Origin of the sequence: Dyella sp., assembly GCF_035486915.1 — a bacterium.
GTDB lineage: Bacteria > Pseudomonadota > Gammaproteobacteria > Xanthomonadales > Rhodanobacteraceae > Dyella_B.
In genome coordinates this window covers 1-17,142 of the sequence record NZ_DATHMR010000076.1, presented here as the reverse complement: position 1 = coordinate 17,142, position 17,142 = coordinate 1, and the positions used below count along the sequence as shown (strand labels likewise).

General features: G+C 60.3%; 15 protein-coding genes. 8 read left to right on the top strand and 7 right to left on the bottom strand.

From position 1 onward, the window contains the following. Positions 1-36: 36 nt before the first annotated feature. The 4 genes from VK725_RS06195 to mfd all read left to right on the top strand — a co-directional run bounded on the left by VK725_RS06195 (position 37) and on the right by mfd (position 5,792). The gene (locus tag VK725_RS06195) at positions 37-552 is read left to right on the top strand and encodes a Slp family lipoprotein (protein WP_325317186.1); all 516 of its coding nucleotides are present in this window, start codon (positions 37-39) and stop codon (positions 550-552) included. Positions 553-593: 41 nt separating this feature from the next. Then, positions 594-1,502 (top strand): cation diffusion facilitator family transporter, encoded by a 909-nt coding sequence (locus tag VK725_RS06190; protein ID WP_325317185.1) that lies wholly within the window; start codon positions 594-596, stop codon positions 1,500-1,502. Positions 1,503-1,648: 146 nt separating this feature from the next. After that, positions 1,649-2,260, top strand: coding sequence for a GNAT family N-acetyltransferase (locus VK725_RS06185; RefSeq protein ID WP_414648455.1), 612 nt, complete (start codon positions 1,649-1,651; stop codon positions 2,258-2,260). Positions 2,261-2,339: 79 nt separating this feature from the next. Then, entirely contained in the window at positions 2,340-5,792 is a 3,453-nt protein-coding gene (mfd, locus tag VK725_RS06180; protein WP_325317184.1) for a transcription-repair coupling factor, read from the top strand. A 60-nt stretch (positions 5,793-5,852) separates the two neighbouring features. On the opposite strand, the gene egtD is transcribed toward mfd, so the two are convergent. The 5 genes from egtD to VK725_RS06155 form a co-directional block, all read right to left on the bottom strand. Continuing rightward, positions 5,853-6,830, bottom strand: coding sequence for an L-histidine N(alpha)-methyltransferase (gene egtD / locus VK725_RS06175; RefSeq protein ID WP_325317183.1), 978 nt, complete (start codon positions 6,828-6,830; stop codon positions 5,853-5,855). Further along, complete coding sequence (gene egtB, locus VK725_RS06170) at positions 6,827-8,029, bottom strand: ergothioneine biosynthesis protein EgtB (protein WP_325317182.1); 1,203 nt, start codon at positions 8,027-8,029, stop codon at positions 6,827-6,829. The genes egtD and egtB overlap by 4 nt, the downstream gene beginning before the upstream one ends. Positions 8,030-8,462: 433 nt before the next feature. After that, complete coding sequence (locus tag VK725_RS06165) at positions 8,463-8,855, bottom strand: hypothetical protein (protein WP_325317181.1); 393 nt, start codon at positions 8,853-8,855, stop codon at positions 8,463-8,465. Between the two features lie 64 nt (positions 8,856-8,919). Next, the gene (gene rlmKL, locus VK725_RS06160; protein WP_325317180.1) at positions 8,920-11,106 is read right to left on the bottom strand and encodes a bifunctional 23S rRNA (guanine(2069)-N(7))-methyltransferase RlmK/23S rRNA (guanine(2445)-N(2))-methyltransferase RlmL; all 2,187 of its coding nucleotides are present in this window, start codon (positions 11,104-11,106) and stop codon (positions 8,920-8,922) included. Then, on the bottom strand, positions 11,103-11,630 hold the full coding sequence (locus VK725_RS06155; RefSeq protein WP_325317179.1) for an alpha/beta hydrolase: 528 nt from the start codon (positions 11,628-11,630) through the stop codon (positions 11,103-11,105). Before VK725_RS06155 ends, rlmKL begins: the two co-directional genes overlap by 4 nt. 65 nt (positions 11,631-11,695) lie before the next feature. On the opposite strand from VK725_RS06155, the gene VK725_RS06150 reads away from it, so the two are divergent. The 4 genes from VK725_RS06150 (at position 11,696) to VK725_RS06135 (ending at position 14,390) form a co-directional block, all read left to right on the top strand. Further along, the gene (locus VK725_RS06150; protein WP_325317178.1) at positions 11,696-12,262 is read left to right on the top strand and encodes an N-acetylmuramoyl-L-alanine amidase; all 567 of its coding nucleotides are present in this window, start codon (positions 11,696-11,698) and stop codon (positions 12,260-12,262) included. Between the two features lie 54 nt (positions 12,263-12,316). After that, positions 12,317-13,183 (top strand): acyl-CoA thioesterase II, encoded by an 867-nt coding sequence (tesB, locus tag VK725_RS06145; RefSeq protein WP_325317177.1) that lies wholly within the window; start codon positions 12,317-12,319, stop codon positions 13,181-13,183. 13 nt (positions 13,184-13,196) lie between these two features. Further along, positions 13,197-13,592 (top strand): hypothetical protein, encoded by a 396-nt coding sequence (locus VK725_RS06140; protein WP_325317176.1) that lies wholly within the window; start codon positions 13,197-13,199, stop codon positions 13,590-13,592. A 90-nt stretch (positions 13,593-13,682) separates the two neighbouring features. After that, positions 13,683-14,390 (top strand): arginyltransferase, encoded by a 708-nt coding sequence (locus VK725_RS06135; protein WP_325317175.1) that lies wholly within the window; start codon positions 13,683-13,685, stop codon positions 14,388-14,390. Positions 14,391-14,407: 17 nt separating this feature from the next. On the opposite strand, the gene VK725_RS06130 is transcribed toward VK725_RS06135, so the two are convergent. Further along, entirely contained in the window at positions 14,408-15,937 is a 1,530-nt protein-coding gene (locus tag VK725_RS06130; protein WP_325317174.1) for an FMN-binding glutamate synthase family protein, read from the bottom strand. Between the two features lie 98 nt (positions 15,938-16,035). Then, the coding region (gene purT / locus VK725_RS06125) for a formate-dependent phosphoribosylglycinamide formyltransferase (protein WP_325317173.1) at positions 16,036-17,142 on the bottom strand (1,107 nt) is incomplete at its 5' end.

Here is a 17,142-nt window from a genome sequence, read left to right as displayed (position 1 = left end):
AACCGCGTTGCCATGCCCGAGGGAAGGAAGATTGCCATGACCCTTCGTACGCTGTTTCGCCCCTGGCATGGGTTGATTCCTGCGGCAGCGCTCGCATTGGCAGCATGCGCGCCCGCTCCGATTTACCAGGTCGCACCGGGAACGGTCGCGGCGTTGCCTGCGCAGGTGGCGGTATCGCCGGAGAACTACGGCAAAGGTAATGTCGTCTGGGGTGGCAGCGTGATTGCCGTGCGTAATTTTCCGGATCACAGCGAGATCGAAGTTCTCGCCTATCCGCTCGATTCTTCGCAGCGTCCGCTGGCGAACGCGCAGCCGGCCGGGCGCTTTATTGCGCTATTTCCCGGCTACGTCGAATCCTTCAATTTCCCCGGCGGTGCGTTGATAACGCTCAGTGGACAACTCAACGGAAGCCGTTCCGGCATGGTCGATCAGGCCGCATATGTGTATCCGCTGGTAAGCGTGTCGCAATCGCACGTGTGGACGCCTGCCCAGATGCGGCAAGGTCATCCGGATATCCATTTTGGTGTCGGCGTGGGTGTTGGCATCCGTTGATCGCGTCTAGGCGCGTGGATTCGCAAACAAGGAACTGAAGCATGTCCGGTCATGCCAATTCGTTGAGAGCGATCCTGTTGGCGCTAGGTGCCAATTTCGCGATCTTCGTCGCCAAACTGGTGGCTGCGGTCATTACCGGCTCGGGCGCGATGATGGCCGAAGCGGTGCATTCGCTCGCCGATTGCGGCAATCAGGGTTTGCTTCTGCTGGGCATTCAGCAAGCGAAAAAACCGCCGTCCGATGAGTATCCGCTTGGCTGGGGACGGGCGATGTATTTCTGGTCGTTCATCGTCGCAGTCATGCTCTTCGCCGTGGGCGGACTGTTTTCGGTTTACGAAGGCATACACAAGTTCTCGCAGCCCGAGCCGTTGAAATGGCCCTGGCTTGCGCTAGGCGTGTTGTTGTTCGGCATCGTGGCGGAAAGCATCTCGATGCGCGGTTGCATGCAGGAAGTGAATCGCGCACGCGGCGATCAAAACTTGTGGCGATGGTTTCGCGAAACGCGTTCCAGCGAACTGCTGGTGATCTTTGGCGAAGATCTCGCCGCGCTGCTGGGTTTGTGTCTGGCTGCGTTGGCCATCGGCGCCACCATGTTCACGGGCAATCTGATGTTCGATGCGCTGGGCACTGTCGCCATTGGTGTGTTGCTGGTCGTGGTGGCGATTGCGCTGGCGATTGAAGTGAAGGCGCTGCTTATCGGTCAGGGCATGGAGCCGCGTCGTCGCACCGAGCTGCTGGCGTTCCTGACCCTTCGGCCGGAAATTGCGGAGATACTTAATCTGATCACCGTGCAGATGGGGCCGGATGTGATGGTGGCGATCAAGGCCCGCATGACGCCCACCCCCGACAATCTCACCCTGATCGAGGCCATCAATACGGTCGAGCGCGAGATGAAGCTGCAGTTTGCCGAGGTCCGCTGGAGCTTCTTCGAGCCTGATGTAGCCGATTGAGGCCGAAAGCGTGCTGCGGCGCGTCATCTAGCTCTCGAAAAGCGGACGTGGCGCGCAACGCCTCCTGCATGGATTTGGGCGCAAACTACTTCCCCGCGTTACTGCACATTCATGTTGCAGCGCACACAATACGCTAAAGTATGGTCATGACCATGACCTCTCCTCGCGATTCTGGAACCCCTTTCCGGCACACCCAGCTGCCTCCGCGCAGCCGCGATCGCTTCACGCGCCCGCGCGTCGTTACAACGCCCCATGGAGAGGCTGTACACACCGCTGACGGGCGCGAGTTGGTTCTGCGTGACATCGAGCCGGGCGACGTCGCTACCCTGCAGCGCTGCTTCCAGCGCCTCTCGCCGGAAGATGTGCGTCGCCGCTTCATGCACGCCATGTCGGAGCTGCCGGCCCCGATGGCCCAGCGCCTGTGCCGTATCGATCCGGAATGGGAAGCCGCTTTCGTCCTGATGGACGAAACGGTGAAGCCGGCCGAGCTGCGTGGCGTCGGCCGCATCTTCGTGGACGAGGCCACCAACACGGCCGAGTTTTCCGTGCTGGTCGAACGCGACTGGTCGCGCATCGGCCTGGGCGCATTGCTGATGCAGCGACTGGTCGACGAATCCCGCCGTCGCGGCCTCAGCGAGCTCTGGGGCTATGTGCTGATGGAAAACCGCCCGATGCTGCAGCTCTGCAAGGAACTGGGCTTCGTGGCCAAGATGCTGCCGGGTGAAGGCGGCACGGCGCAAATCCGCCTCACGCTGTAAGAGCTCAACGGAGCGACGCGCTACACTTGCGCGCTCGATAGGCGCGGCATGAGGCCGCGTCTTGCCATGCAGCGTCCCCATGTCGAACCCGATCAGCCACCCGCCCCTTCCCACCACCCCCAAGCAACGCCGCTTCTGGACCCCGCCACACGGTTCAGCGCGCGCCTTGTTGGTTGCCGAAGCGGCACAATCGCATCAGGGATTACTGGTCGTCGTCACGCGCGATACGCAACGTGCGCATGCGCTGGAGGATGAGCTGCGCCTTTTTGCAGGCACGTTGCCGGTGCTGCATTTTCCGGATTGGGAAACGTTGCCGTACGACGTTTTCAGCCCGCATCCGGAAATCGTTTCTCAGCGCGTTGCCACGTTGTATCAGTTGCCAAGCGTGAAGCGCGGCGTGCTGGTGGTCTCCGCCGCGACGTTAATGCAGCGCATTGCGCCGCGCACGCATATCACCGGTTCGGGTTTGATGCTGCGCAAAGGCCAGAAGCTCGATCTGGCGATTGAACAACGCCGACTGGAAGCCTCCGGTTATCGCCACGTTCCGCAAGTTGCCGAACCCGGCGATTTCGCGGTGCGCGGTGCGTTGATCGATATCTTTCCGATGGGCGCATCCGAACCCTACCGCATCGAACTATTCGATGACGAAGTGGAATCGATCCGCAGTTTCGATCCGGAAACGCAGCGCTCGCAGCAACAAGTCGAGAAAGTCGAACTGCTTCCTGCGCGCGAATTCCCAGTCACCGACGATGCGGCGAAAGCATTCCGCAGCCGCCTGCGCGAACGCTTCCCGATCGACGTGCGCCGCTGCCCGATTTATCAGGACATGAAGGAAGGTGTTACACCCGGCGGCATCGAGTATTACCTGCCGCTGTTTTTCGAAGACACCGCCACACTGTTCGATTATCTCGCGGACGACGCGTTGTTCGTGCTCGGCGAAGCTACAAGTGAAGCAGCCGAACAGTTCTGGGTGCAAACCGCGGAACGTTATGATCAGCGCGCACACGACATCGAACGTCCCGTATTGCCGCCCGCCGAACTTTATCTTTCGCCCGATCAGTTGCGCGAGCAACTCAACAAGCGGCTACGCGTCGAAGTGGTCGAGAGCGGCCACGAGCACGCAACGTCGTCGGGCACGCAACCGGCGCCGGAACTGCCGCTCAATCGCAAGGGTGAAGAACCCGGCACATCGCTGCGTCACTTCATCGATAACTATCCGGGACGCGTGCTGATTGCAGCCGACTCGGCGGGCCGCCGCGAAGCCCTGCTTGAACAGGTGGCGGTAGTCGGTCTTCGGCCGCAAAACGTCGATAGTTGGCACGCATTTCTCAACAATGACAGCGCGAAGCTCGCCATCACCATCGCCCCGATGGAGCAAGGTTTCGCGCTGAGCAAACCCGCGCTGACCGTGCTGACGGAACGCGAACTGTTCGGCGAGCGTGTGCGCACGGAGCGCAAACGTCGTCGTGGCGCAGCGCGCGATCCAGAATCGGTTATCCGCGATCTCACCGAGCTTTCGATCGGTTCGCCCATCGTGCACGTCGATCATGGCGTGGGCCGCTATCAGGGCCTGATTTCGATGGAACTGGGCGGCATGGAGGGTGAGTTCCTCACCATCGAATATGCCAAGGGCGACAAACTGTACGTGCCGGTGGCGCAGCTGGGGCTGGTGAGCCGCTATTCCGGTACCGCACCGGAACTCGCGCCACTGCATTCACTGGGTGGCGATGCGTGGGAACGCGCACGTAAGAAAGCCGCCGAGAAGGTTCGCGATGTCGCGGCCGAGTTGCTTGCCATCTACGCGCAACGCGAAGCGCGCGGCGGCGAATCGATACCGATCGATCGCCAATTGATCGAGGAATTCGGCAGCACCTTTCCCTTCGAAGAAACGCCCGATCAGCAGCAGGCCATCGATGCTGTCCTTGGCGATCTGGCCGCACCACGCGCCATGGATCGCGTGATTTGCGGCGACGTCGGCTTTGGCAAGACAGAAGTGGCCTTGCGCGCTGCGTTTGCGGCCGCCACCGCAGGCAAGCAAGTTGCGGTATTGGTACCCACCACCCTGCTCGCCCAGCAGCACTATCGCAACTTTGCCGACCGCTTTGCGGATTGGCCAGTGAAGGTCGATGTGCTGTCGCGCTTCCGCTCCACTAAGGACGTGAACGAGGCGCTCAAGCGCCTTGCCGACGGGCAGATCGACGTAATCGTCGGCACGCACAAGTTGCTGCAGCCTGACATCAAATTCAAGCAGCTTGGGCTTGTGATCGTCGACGAAGAACAGCGCTTTGGCGTGCGCCAGAAAGAACAGTTGAAAAAGCTGCGTGCCGAGGTCGATCTATTGACCATGACGGCCACACCGATTCCGCGCACCTTGAACATGGCGATGAGCGGTTTGCGCGATCTATCACTGATCGCCACACCGCCGGCCCATCGCATGGCCGTGCGCACGTTTATTTCCGCCTGGGAGCCCGCACTGATCCGCGAAGCATTCCAGCGCGAGTTGCAACGCGGCGGTCAGATCTATTTTCTACATAACGAAGTCGACAGCATCGAACGCACCGCGCGCGAAATACAGGAACTCATTCCAGATGCACGCATCGGCATCGCACACGGACAGATGCCCGAGCGCGAGCTGGAACAAGTCATGGCGGATTTCCATCGCCAGCGCTTCAACGTACTGGTCTGCACCACCATTATCGAGACAGGTATCGATATCCCCACTGCCAACACGATCATCATCAATCGTGCGGATCGATTTGGCTTGGCGCAGTTGCATCAGCTGCGTGGTCGCGTGGGACGCTCGCACCATCGTGCGTATGCCTATCTGATCGTGCCGGATCGCAAGGCGATAACGGCCGACGCGGAGAAGCGTCTCGAAGCGCTAGCGTCGCTCGAAGAACTCGGTGCAGGCTTCACGCTTGCCACGCACGATCTGGAAATCCGCGGCGCGGGCGAACTGCTTGGCGATGAGCAGTCGGGACAGATCCAGGAAATCGGCTTCGGTCTCTACACCGAACTGCTGGAGCGTGCCGTTCGCGCGCTGAAATCCGGCAAGGTGCCCGACTTCGATCTCACCAGCGAGCATGAAACAGAAGTGGAATTGCATCTGCCCGCATTGATCCCGGACGACTACCTGCCCGACGTTCATACGCGTCTGACGCTCTACAAACGCATCGCCAGCGCGCGCGATCATCACGCGCTACGCGAGTTGCAAGTGGAAATGATCGATCGCTTCGGTCTGCTGCCCGATGCCGTGAAGCAACTCTTTGCCATTGCGAGCCTGAAATTGATGGCGACACCGCTGGGTATCCGCAAACTCGACTTCGGTGCGAACGGCGGCCGTGTCACGTTCCGCGACAAGCCGGATGTCGACCCGATGGCGATCATACGCCTGATCCAGAGTCAGCCCCGCGTGTACAAGCTCGATGGCCAGGACAAGCTGAAGGTCAATCTAGAATTGCCCGGCGCTACCGAACGCATTCGAGCTGCCGAAGATATTCTCGGCCGGCTCGGTGCAAGGAAAGCAGCTTAGAACCTACTGCTTTGCTCGTCATTCCCGCTTTCGCGGGAATGACGGCTCAGATTCCGTGCGTTACTTCACGCCTGCTCTGGTCAGATGCTGCAGGCTGAAAAGACCGCCCGCATCGGTCCACACGTGCTGCACGGCCAAACCCGCCGAAGCGGCCAGCTCCGCAAAATCTTCCAGTGAATACTTGCAGCTGTACTCAACCTGCATCGCTTCGTCCTCGCGGAAAAGCACCTGCATTCGTCCTACGCGCACGCGCTGTTCGCGATTGCTGAGTATGTGCGTTTCGATACGACCGATCATGGCGTTGTAGTGGGCACGGTGGCGGAAGCCACTGAGTTCGAAGTTGCAGCCAAGTTCGCGATTGAGCCGGGTGAGCATGTTGAGCGTAAACGCTGCTGTCACACCCGCGGCATCGTTGTAGGCCGCTTCGATGACTGCCTTCTCTTTCTTGAGATCGGCGCCGACGAGAATGCCGCCGTTATCGCCCATCTCACTGCGCATCTTGCGCAGCAATTGCGCTGCTTCGCGCTCTTCGAAATTACCGATGGTGGAACCGGGGAAGTAGATCACCGTGCGACGCGGCATGCGCGGAGGCACAGGCAAGCGCAGGGGGCGCGTGAAGTCGGTCGATAGCGGTTGAATAGGTAGCTGCGGAAAAATCCGCTCCACGTTGTGCACGCTGATTCGCAACGGTTCGGAGGAGATTTCTATCGGCACCCAAGAGACAGGTGTCTGCAGATGTTCCAGCAACAGGCGCGTTTTGATCGCGTGCCCGCTGCCGTATTCGACGAGTCTAACGTCGGGCCCAAGCACGTCGGCGATGTCGCTTGCATGTTCACGCAGCAGCGCTATCTCCGCGCGAGTCAGGTAGTACTCCGGCTGCTCGCAAATCTGCTCGAAAAGTTCCGAGCCTTTTTCGTCGTAGAACAGCCAGGAAGGCAAACGTTTGGGCTGCGCACGCAGCCCGCGCTGGACAACCTGCAACAGCTCGTTATCGGGCGGGCGCTGTTCGTCCCGCAGTGCAAACACTTGAACGCTCATCGGTCGTGTCCCAAACGAATGCCCGCAAATTGCCAGCGAGCGTGGGGCGGAAAGAAATTTCGGTAACTGACACGAATGTGTTCGTTCGGCGTCACGCAAGAACCGCCGCGCAACACCCACTGTCCGTTCATGAACTTTCCGTTGTATTCACCCAGCGCACCGGGCAAAGGCTTAAAACCGGGATAACTGACATACGGCGACGCAGTCCATTCCCAGACATCTCCATACATCTGTTGCAGACCATCACCGTGCGATGCCGCGATCGGATGAAAGCGATGGCTTTCCAGAAAATTACCGGTGGTCTTGAGGCCTGCGGCAGCGTCTTCCCATTCGGCTTCCGTGGGCAACCGCGCGCCAGCCCAGCGTGCAAACGCATCGGCTTCGAAGTAGCTCAGGTGGCAAACCGGCGCATTGGGTTCCAGCTCGCGAATGCCCATGAGCGTGAATTCACTCGACAAATCTTCCTGCCAATACAACGGTCGCTGCCAAGCTTCGCGCTGCACGATGGCCCATCCGTCGGATAGCCATAAACCTGCTTCGCGATAGCCACCGTCGCGCACGAACGCAAGATATTCGCTGTTTGTTACAAGACGATTGGCGAGCGTGTGGGGCGACAGCCACGTGCGATGTCGTGGCGTTTCGTTGTCGTAAGCGAAGCGGTTGCCTTGATGACCGATATCGACCCCGCCCTCCCTTCCGGCAGCAAAGCGCATCGGCGTCGATGGGCTGGCCGATGTACCGGTTACGACATCGCGATAGGCGGGCCGCAACGGATTGCTCCAGAACGCATGCTTCAGGTCGGTCAGCAGCAACTCCTGATGCTGCTGCTCGTGATGCAATCCGAGTTCGATACGCGACGCGAGCTCGGCATCGATGCCGCGCGAGATCAATTCACCCACCGCCTCGTCGATGCGAGCACGGTAATCGCGAATTTCGTCCACGGTGGGTCGCGACAACAATCCGCGCTGCGGTCGCGCATGCATCGGGCCTACCGATTCGTAATACGAATTGAACAGGTAATACCACGCCGGATTGGGCGATTGATACGACGCATCGTTCCCGAGCACGAACTGCTCGAAGAACCATGTGGTATGCGCGAGATGCCATTTGCTGGGACTAGCATCGGGCATCGATTGCACCTGCATATCTTCAGGTGCAAGCCCGTTGGTCAGCGCGAGGGTTTGACGACGGATGCGCATGAAACGCGCAAGAACGTCCTCAGTGTGGACTGCTAATGTGGGAGAGTTCATGACGCAATTGGGATGCGAATGGAGTTGCTGCGATACACCCTAGGGGGAGGCGGATCAGCGAAGAGGCATGTCTGCAACCATGCCGCACTGCTCGTTCACAGAGCGTGACGTGCACATGGTGCGGGATCGTCGTGACCGTGACTCAACCGATCGTTGCGTGGCGATACAGCAATGAAGCGGTGTCATGAGGACCCCTCATCTTCGTGGCGCTGCGTTGTACTCGATACACAAGCTTGGGGACGATAAATGTGCAATCAACCCCGCATGGCGAAAGCACACTTAACCCCCAGACCCCGTCGGAGTGCAAACTGCAGTGCACAAAAAAAGAGCCCGGCGTGGCCGGGCTCTTTGGGACTGCTTGGATGAATCAGCCGCTGATCAATTATTGAGCAGGGCCGACATAGCGAGTCTGGTACGGGTCGGGTGCAACCACCGTCACCGGGGGCGGAGGCGGGGCGCTGTAAACCACTGTGCCTGGAGCATAGTAACCAGGGCCGTACACGACCGCCGGCGGCCCGTAGTAGTACGGGGGCGGAGCCGTCGCGCTGATCACTGCACCGGCCACCAGACCACCGACCACTGCACCGGCGATCCAACGACCGCCGTACCAATAACCACCACCGCGGTAGCAGCAGCCGCCATGGTAGTAACCACCGCGGTACCCACCACCACCGTGCCAACCCCAGGGGGCTGCAGATGCGCCTACCGGCACAGCCGCGGCAGTGGCGAGAGCCAGACCGATCGCTACGAACTTGCCGACATTACGTTTGAACATGACACACCTCCGTCAAGATGGAAGTAATGTTCGATCCCAGGCGCTTAATCTGTACTGAAGCGTTTCATTTCTTTACATTCACATTTGCCCACGGATTTACCCCGCCCTCAGCTGCTTTCAACCGCAGCAGCCAGCAGTCGTGAATGTTGGCCCGGCGCGAGAAATCGAAGGGAATGCTGGCAGCGCCCCAGTTCTCGATGGTCAGGCGATCTTCGAGTGCCTCCCGGTCGAGCGTGAAGCGGCGAAAATTGTTCGAAAACACGATAACGCCATCGCCAGTAAGACGATCCGCGCATGCCAACAGCAGTGCGGCGTGATCGCGCTGCACATCGAAATCGTCGGCGCGCTTGGAATTGGAAAAGGTCGGCGGATCGACATAGATCAGGCCGTAATGGTCGCGTGAGCCCCGCAGAAAACTCGCCGCATCCGATTGCATCAGGCGATGTTTCGTCCCGGTGAATCCATTGCGTGCGAGATTGCGCGACGCCCAATCCAAATACGTGCCCGAGAGATCCACGCTGGTTGTGTCACGCGCACCACCCGCGGCGGCGTAGACGCTGGCCGTGGCGGTATAGGCGAACAGGTTGAGGAAACGGCGTCCTTTGGCCAACTCGCGCAGCTTTGCACGCACCAAACGGTGATCGAGAAAAAGGCCTGTATCCAGATAATCGTAAAGATTGACCAGGAACGTCAGGCCGCCCTCTTCCACTTCGATGAATTCGCCACGCTGGTCGAATTGACCGTATTTGGAGCCGCCCTTGCCACGTTCGCGCGTCTTCAGGGCGATGCGTGAGCGCGGCGTTTCGAAAATTTCACCGGCAACGCGTGCGATCTCGCGCACGCGGGTTTGGCTGACATCGGTAGGCACATCGGCGGGTGCGCGATATTCCTGGATGTGCAAATGCGTCGTGTTGGAAATGTCGGTGTAGACATCGATTGCGGCGGCGTATTCAGGCAGATCCTGATCGTACGCACGCCACGCATGGATGCCTTCGCGTTCCAGCCGTTTGCGCAAATGGCGAACATTCTTTTCCAGCCGGTTCTTCAGCATCTGCGCGCCGGTGGAAAGCGGCGGTCTCTCGCGCGGCGTTTCATCACGCGGATGCAACTCGAAGATCAGCAGTACGGTTTCCAGTGCGCCGTTGTAGAGCGCATATTTCTTTTCGGGACGAAGCGTTGTCGCACGGCCAAGTTCCGCGTCACCGGCGAGTATGGCCGCGCGCCATCCCGTGAAGCGATCGCGCAGTGTTTCGCCAAGCATGCGGTAAAGCTTGGGCATGCTTTCGCGATCGCCCAGTCGTTCGCCGTACGGCGGGTTGGTGATCACCAGGCCGCTGGTGACGCCCGGAGGCGGCGCGACATGCAGTGCATCGTGGCGATCCAGCGTAAAAAAGCCAGCGACGCCGGCTTCCTGCGCGTTGCGCTTGGCCGTCTGCACCATGCGCGAATCGGTATCGGAACCGAAGAAGCAACTGCGCAGCGCGGGCAGCCCGGCTTCGGCGCGCTTGCGCGCCTCGTCCAGCAAACCGCGCCACAGCGGAATGTCGTGCTGCTTCCAGCCGAGGAAGCCGTAATAGTCGCGGCGCAATCCCGGCGCAACGTCCGCTGCCATCAATGCACCTTCGATCAACAACGTGCCCGATCCACACATCGGATCGAGCAATGCGCCGCCTTGCGCGTAAATTTGCGGCCAGCCGGCACGGAGCAACATCGCTGCGGCGAGGTTTTCCTTGAGCGGCGCTTCGCCCTGCTGCTCGCGCCACCCGCGGCGATGCAATGGCGCACCGGCAAGATCGATCGACAAGGTCGCACGATCGCGCCGCAGCCGAAGATTGATGCGCACATCCGGCTCTTCCGTATCGACCGCGGGACGTTCCTGTCCGCGTTCACGGAATTGATCTACCACGGCGTCTTTGACACGCTGCGCAAGAAACTGGCTATGCGCCATCTTGCTTTGAGACGTGTTGGCATCCACCGCCAAGGTGGCGTGCGGCGCCAGATGGTTCGACCAATCGACGGATTGCACGCCCGCGTACAGCGCCTCGTCCGACGCAGCATCGAATTCAGCAATAGGCACCAGGATGCGGCTAGCCAGACGCGACCACAGACAGGCGCGATACGCAGTTTCCAGGTCGCCTGAAAAACGCACGCCGGCCAGCGCTTCGTGCACGTCGGTAGCGCCAAGCGCGATCAGTTCATCGCGCAGCAGATATTCCAGTCCCTTGGGACACGTTGCAAAGTAATCGCTCAAGTGCGCGCTGCCAGTTGTTCCAGAAAGAGACCGAATTGACGCGCAATCGCCTCGACGTGTGCACTCAGACGATGGTCATCGTCCAGCACCAGCAACGGCAATGAACGGCGCATGGCGAATTCGTAAATGTCATCCAGCGGACAGACATCGTCCTGCCAGCCGTGAACGAGCAATGTGGGCACGTCCAGCCGCACATCGAATGCAAAGTCGCTACCGGGAATCGTGGCCGGTGTAGCGAGCAGGAACAACCCCGCAACAGGCAACTCCAGCGACGCAAGACCCGAAACGAAGGACCCCATGCTCGAACCCACCAACACCGGTTGGGCGCTGCTTGCGGCGATGCGTTCGTGCAAGCGTGCGACACGCGGCGCGATGCATCCGGCGTGTCCGAGCGCATCGTCCTGGCGATAGTCGGGGCGTTCACTGGTCCATCCCATCGCCTCGGCAACCTTGGCCAGCGCGCTGACCTTGGTAGCGTCCGGGCCCGAGTCCGAACCATGGGAAAGAATGACGTGTCCGGGCATAACCCTCTCCATAAACGTGCCAAACAGGACGCGCATGATAGCCCCGCCCATGCGAGACTGCCGTCATGCCGATGCTGACCATTCACGACCAGCCGCTGCCCTACGTCGCAAAATTGCCCGAACGTCCTGCCAGTGCGGTCACGCTAGTGGTGATTCATTGCACGGAACTGCCGGACCTTGCGACAGCCCGCGAGTACGGCGAGAAGGTGTTGTACGACGACGGCACCGGCAACAGCGGCCACTATTACATCGACCGTGACGGCTCGGTTTACCTATACGCGCCCGGTACCCGCATCGCCCATCATGTGCGCGGATATAACCCGCAATCCATCGGCATCGAGTTGGTGAACCGCGGCCGCTATCCGCACTGGTTCGATTCCCACCAGCAAACCATGACGGAACCCTACACTGCCGCGCAGATCGCCTCGCTGCGAGCGCTGCTGGCGCAGCTTCGAGCGGACTATCCAAACCTGGATGAGATCGCCGGTCATGAGGATCTGGACGTCGCCCGGGTGGCGGCAAGCGACGATCCGACCAAGGAAGTGCCGCGCAAGCTCGACCCCGGTCCACTGTTCCCGTGGGCCGAGGTACTTGCGGGCAGCGGTTTGAAACGCATCGGCGCAAGCCATTAGCCACCGCCGCACCGCTATAATCGCGGGCTACTTTTTACGCCACGGGCCACCGCCATGCGGGAAGCACACGTCAACGAACTGGTCGAGCTGTTGCAGCTCGAACGGCTGGAAGACAATCTTTTTCGCGGCCAGAGCCGGGACATCGGCACGCGCTTCGTGTTCGGCGGCCAAGTGCTTGGCCAGGCGCTGTCGGCCGCACAGCAGACGGTCGACGACTCACGCGAGGCGCATTCGCTGCACGCTTATTTCCTGCGCGCGGGCGATATCGACGCACCCATCGTCTACAGCGTGGAGCGTGCGCGTGACGGCGGCTCGTTCTCGTCCCGCCGGGTCGTGGCGATTCAGCACGGCCAACCCATCTTGAACGGCGCGGTGTCGTTCCAGATCCCCGAGAAAGGCGTCGAGCATCAGTCCAGCATGCCGGAAGTGCCCGCGCCGGAGGATCTGGAGCCGATGCACCGCGTTCCGCCAAAGGAACTGGCACGGTTGCCGGTGAAATTGCAGCGCTGGTTGGGTAGCGACGGTCCGTTCGAATTTCGCCAGGTTTGGCCACGGGACGAACTGCACCCGGCCAAACGTCCGCCCATCCAGCACATCTGGTTCCGCCTCACCTCGCCGATCGGCGATTCGCCGAGCCTGCACCGCGCGTTGCTGGCCTACGCATCGGATTTCCACCTGATCGGCACTGCCACGCTGCCGCACGGTATTTCCTACCTCACCCACAACATCCAGATGGCGAGCCTTGACCATGCGTTGTGGTTCCATCGCCCCTTCCGTGTCGACGACTGGCTGCTTTACTCCTTCGACAGCCCGACCGCGCAGGGCTCCCGCGGCCTAGCCCGCGGGCAGATCTTCAGCCGGGACGGCCGGCTGGTGGCGTCGACTGCGCAGGAAGGGTTAATCCGCCTGCGTGGCGATTGATTAGACTTATCGCATGCGCCTGCTCTACACCTCCCCGCGTCAGGAAAACATCGACCGCGTCGTCGCCTTTATGAGCGAAAACGGTGTCGAGACCACCATCACCAACCGTTCCAACTGGAACCGGCCGAGCTATCAGCGCTTTAGCTATCAACAGCGCAGGGAAAACCGCGACAGCTGGCCACAGGTATGGGTCAGCCGCGCGGACGACTACACGAAAGCGCGCGAGCTGCTCCGCCAGCTGGGCATCGAGTCGATCGTCCGCCACGGCGAAGAATTGCGGGCCGAGCGCGATCCCGGCACGGTGTATGTCCGCCGGGAACATACGGTTACGCGGGTCAGGCGCATCGTTCTGCTGGCCATCCTGGGCGTGTTCATGGTGTTGGCTCTGCGTTACCTGCATGTCATCTAAGCGTCGCTAACAAAACGTAGCGACTCTAAAATCGTTTTTCTGCCTGAAAACGCTTGCCACGGCGGCCGCCAGCGGTCATAGAATCGGGTCATGCGCTCCGATCACGTCCGACTATTCCAAACTCTGCCGCACACCTGCGGTTATTTTGCCGGGCGCACGGCACAGAACCTCGTGATCGATCCGGCTGCACCGCAGTTGGATCGGTTGTACGGCGCGGCGCTGGATCACGGTTTTCGTCGTGCGGGCGGTCATCTTTATTTTCCGCATTGCCCCAATTGTCATGCGTGCACGCCCTGCCGCATCGATGTGGCGCGCTTCAAACCCGATCGCTCGCAACGTCGCTGTCTGAAACGCAACGCCGACGTCACCGTGAGCGAACGCATGGCCGGCTATAACAGCGAACGCCACGTGCTCTATTCGCGCTATCTGCGCGCGCGCCATCCTGGCGGCGGTATGGACGAGGCGGAAGCGAGCGACTTTCGACGCTTTCTCACCGCGCCATGGAGTCCGACCGTTTTTCTAGAGATGCATCTGGCCGATCGCCTCATTGGCGTCGCAGTGACCGATGTGTGCAACGCGGGCATTTCCGCGGTCTATACGTTCTATGACCCGGACGAACAAGACCGTGGGCTGGGTACGTTTGCGATCCTGCAGCAAGTCGAGTTGGCGCGACGCCGTGGCATCCCCTGGGTTTACCTTGGCTTCTGGATCGATGGCCATCCCAAGATGGATTACAAGAAGCGCTTCCAGCCGCTGCAGGTGCGCACGACGGAAGGCTGGACAGATCTGCGCCGCTGATCTGCGCCAATACGGGATTACGGCAATTCGCTAGCCTTCTGTCGTTCCGGCGCCCTCGCATACGGGAACAACTTGATAAGCGGCACGGAAATACCGTCATCGCCGACGATACGACAATGCGTGCGATCCAGTTCGCGCGGATCGTCCACACCGCAGCTATGCGCGATGATGCCGACTTCGTGCATCACGTTTTTCGCGTAATGCGCAACACGCTCGCTCTTGTCGGTCACAACCAAACCGCGTTGCAGGCGAGGATTCTGTGTCGTAATACCAGTCGGGCACGTATTGCGGCTGCACTGCAGCGACTGAATGCAACCCAGCGCGAGCATGAAACCGCGCGCTGAATTGACGAAGTCGGCGCCCATCGACAACGCCCACGCGACATCGTAAGCGGTGATGCACTTGCCCGAGCAGATGACCTTGATGCGGTCGCGCAGGCCTTTGACGGTTAACGTATCCACCAACCCGGGCAGCGCTTCATGCAAGGGCAAGCCCACACCTTCCATCAATGTTTGCGGCGCCGCGCCCGTGCCGCCTTCCGAACCGTCCACGATGATGAAATCCGGTGCGCTTTCGATGCCACGCTTGTAAATCTCATCGCACAGCTCGTCGATCCATCCCATGTCGCCGAACACCGCTTTGAAGCCCGTGGGTTTGCCGGTGAGATCGCGAATATGGTTGATGGAGTCCATCAATTGGGAAACATTGCCGATATCCAGATGGCGATTGGGGCTTTGCGAATCCTTGCCGACTGGAATACCACGAATTTCAGCAATTTCCGGCGTTACTTTCGCCGCGGGCAATAAGCCGCCCATGCCCGGCTTGGCGCCTTGCCCAAGCTTGATGCTGACCATCTTCACCTGCTTATGCGTGCAGATCGCCAGCAGCTTCTGATCATCGAGCTTGCCATCCGGCGTGCGCACGCCGTACTTCGCAGTGCCGATCTCGAACACGATGTCGCAACCGCCCTCCAGGTGATACGGGGCCAAACCGCCCTCGCCCGTATCCATCCAGATGCCGGCCTTCTTCGCTCCGATAGACAGCGCACGCACGGCAGGCGCAGACAGTGCGCCGAAGCTCATCGCGGAAATATTGAAGAACGATGCGTGGTCATAGGGTTCGCGCGAATACGGGCCGATACGCACCGGTTTAGGATCGACGTGATGATCGCCCAATGATGGAAAAGCCGCGTTGACGAAGAACGGCACGCCCTCTCCGCGCAAATCGCGCGTGGAACCGAACGAATTGGTGTTTTCCGAATTCTTCGCCGCGCGATACACCCACATGCGTTGCGCGCGATTGAAGGGCAGCTCTTCGCGATCGCTGGAATAAAGATACTGTCGGAAGAATTCACCCAGATGCAGGAACCAGTAACGGAAGTGACCGATCACCGGATAGTTGCGCAGCACCGAGTTGTGCGTCTGATTGCGGTCGAGCACCCAGACCACCATCACGACCAGAATCACGACCACCAGTAGCAGCACGAATAAGAGTGCGAAGGTTTCCACCAGCACAACCAACCAATGTGCAAAACCTGTCGATTCCATCCCCGTTCTCCGTTCGGCAACGGCTGTCGCCGTTATGGTCTTGATATGTGCGCGGCGTCGGTGCCGCAGGTAGCGCTCGGATTCTACAACTGCGTGCTCTACAACTCCGTGCGAATGACTTTGGCGGCACGGATGGCCTTGGCTTTCGCCGCTTCGATATCGGTATCGCGCGCCAACGTTACCGCCATGCGACGGCGGCCTTTCACCTCGGGCTTGCCGAAAATACGCAGTTGGGTATCCATTTCGGCCAGGGCATCGGCAACGCCGTGATAACGCGGCGCACGCCCTTCGCCTTCCACGAGCACGGCGCAAGATGCCGACGCACCGTTCTGACGAATGATGGGAATCGGCAAGCCCAAAATCGCTCGCGCATGTAGTGCGAACTCGGAGATATCTTGGGAGATCAGCGTGACCAGACCGGTGTCGTGCGGACGCGGACTGACTTCGGAAAAAATCACGTTGTCGCCTTTCACAAAGAACTCGACGCCAAAGACACCCCAGCCACCCAGTGCGCTGGTGATCGCCTCGGCCTGCCGCTCTGCCTCGGCCAGCGCGACAGGGCTCATCGGCTGCGGCTGCCACGATTCGCGGTAGTCGCCATCTTCCTGACGATGACCGATCGGAGCGCAGAAGCTGGTGCCCGCTTTGTGACGCACGGTGAGCAAGGTGATTTCATAATCGAACGGAACAAAGCCTTCGACGATCACCTTGCCTTTGCCTGCGCGGCCGCCCGATTGCGCGTAGTCCCAGGCGTGCTGTACGCCGGACGCATCACGCACGATGCTTTGTCCCTTGCCCGACGAACTCATGACGGGCTTGATCACAAACGGAAAACCGATGGCCGCCACGGCATCGCGATAGTCCGCTTCGTTGTCGCAGAAGCGATAGGGCGACGTTGGCAGACGAAGTTCTTCCGCGGCGAGCCGACGAATGCCTTCGCGATTCATGGTCAGCCAGGTGGCGCGCGCGGTCGGAACGACCTTCAACCCCTTTTTTTCCAGTTCCACCAACGTTGGCGTGTGAATCGCTTCGATTTCAGGAACGACGAGATCGGGATTTTCCTGCTCTATCAAGGCGCGCAGGGCCGCGACGTCCAGCATATCGATGACGTGACTGCGATGCGCCACCTGCATGGCGGGCGCGTTCGCATAACGATCCACCGCGATCACTTCCACCGCAAAGCGCTGCAGTTCGATCGCCACTTC